The organism is Endozoicomonas sp. SESOKO2, assembly GCF_024606245.1.
Lineage (GTDB): Bacteria > Pseudomonadota > Gammaproteobacteria > Pseudomonadales > Endozoicomonadaceae > Endozoicomonas_A.
Window position 1 is genome coordinate 1 of the sequence record NZ_JAHHPQ010000489.1, and the last position, 2,112, is coordinate 2,112.

Annotated in this window: 1 protein-coding gene; it reads right to left on the reverse strand. The window is 48.6% G+C overall.

From position 1 onward, the window contains the following. The coding region (locus KDK17_RS11270; RefSeq protein WP_257288115.1) for a hypothetical protein at nucleotides 1-2,112 on the reverse strand (2,112 nt) is incomplete at both ends.

The following is a 2,112-nucleotide window of genomic DNA, read 5'->3' on the forward strand; positions in this document are numbered from 1 at the left end:
CACCATTGACATCATTTTCCTTGCTGACCATCGCCAGTGCTACATCATCCAGCAGTGCTTCAGGGTAGTGCCCGGCCAGGTCCCGTTTGAAGTAATAAGCTGATCTCGTTTCTTCCGCTGATTTGTCGACGTCTTCGGCCGCTGCGTCATGGTAGATAATCGCCAGCGTCAGGAGTTCTTTTTCTTTCGGGCTCAGGTAACACTGCCCAAATTCCTCCAGTAATTTCATGTACCAGTGACCATTATTCCTGGCCCGCAGGACATGACTGCAGCTGTGCAGCGGTTTCCACACGGTTGGCACGGTCTGTCTGCCAAGGCTCTGGATCACCCGCTCCGGTCCCGGACGGCGGTAATAATGCTGCAGTACTTTCAGGATGGTTTTTTCATTATCGCCGACATTTTCAGGCAAGACCGGCGGTTTGCTGAAGGCATCCTCCACAAACTGTAATGCCTCTGGTGTTTCGGCTGCCGATGGTGTTGCCTGGTCGTGAGAATTGCCCAGACCCAGAGATTGTCTCAGGTCCTTGATTTCACGTTGAGCTTGCTGGACAAGTTCTGGCCAATTCTGGTAGAGGGGATGCGTTTCCCGTTGCTGCCAGAGTTTTTCAACCCATTGGATATAATCAACCGCAGAAAAATCCTCAATAACCTTCTTACCTCTGGGGTAAAACCAGTCCAGACTATCTTCAGACCTATGCAGAAACTCACTGTCCAGGTTAGAACTGTAACGAAAGATGGCCAGTAAGCGGGACTTGATCATGTCGAGGGAAGGATGATAAAAGCGCACACTAAATAGTACCTCTTTTATACATTGCTCTAGTTGTTCTGGACTGTGACCCTGACAAATTCGGTGAAATTCTACAACGCTTCCCGGGCAACCGGTAAAAGGTATTTTCGCGAGATGTTTCAGGGTCAGGCACTCAAGTGGTGCGAAGGCAGCTACAATATGATTGATTATGCCTGCTGGTATTGCCCGAACCATGTAATCATCCATGGCGTCGATTATATGAATCCCCCCTCCCAGACTTGCCCCGCTCTGCAGAAGCAGCTGAAGTAAGCGACAAGCTTCTTTCTCCTGATGTCGAGTTTGATCGTGCTCTGGCTGATCGATTCTGATCATTTCGGAAGTCATCAACATTTCAAGCAATGATTGAACGTTTCCTTTGTGAAAAAAACGCTGGTGAATGGGCAAGCCACTTTGTTTTAATTTCAAAAGTTTCTCGTAACTGTAACAACAGGGATCACTCACCAGCTCGATGGCCTGTTGCAATGTGCTCATAACATTCGGTGAGACGTTTAATTTTGAGCCCAGTGCCTCTGCCCGCAAAGACATTGGCAGCAGATTTAGCAGGGCTCTGAAATGGTCCGGGGCTATGCCCTGTGAAAACGCATAATCATCCAGAGAACGCTCATTTCTGGCCAGGCGTTTACTGTCCAGCTCATCATCAAAATAGACCTGCACAGAACCCGTGCGGTGGCAATAAACGACCAGAGGCAATGGTTTGAGCTGCAATTCCTTTTCACACTGACGCTTGTCCTGCAAGATATCGGCAATATTTCTCTGTGCATCGTTGTAAATACATAAGCATGTGATGTCTTCTTTGCTATAACGGTTGAGCAGCAGTTCCGGGTAATCAAAACAAACTAAGCGGTTTCCATTGTGGCGTTTCAATTTTGGTGAACTAAAGGTTCCATCGACTTGCAGATGTCCCGAGGTGAAATGATCAGGATAAACTTTCCAGATGACCTGATCGGCATGCTCACGACCTTTATCGTGCAGTGATTGCAGATCAGACAGTAATTTTACTCTCAGTTTATCCGGAGTTACGTCAGGCTCTTGCAGCATCCTGGTCCATGCATCACGTTTGTAGACGTACAGGCATTGGGGATTGACAATGCCTACCATCCATTTACCAAGCCCTTTTAACAAAGGCTCGGTGGGCATCATCTCCCCCGGCAGGGCGAGGGTGAAAGGTCTTGGTGCTCCCTTACCCGAAAAGTAATCTTTTTCTTCAGGCAATTTAATTCGCCTAAACGCCAGACGTCCGCTCTCAGCAGCCCGCAGTAGCGCTTGTCGCTCAGACTCCCTGGGATGACAGGGTAGCAGCTTGC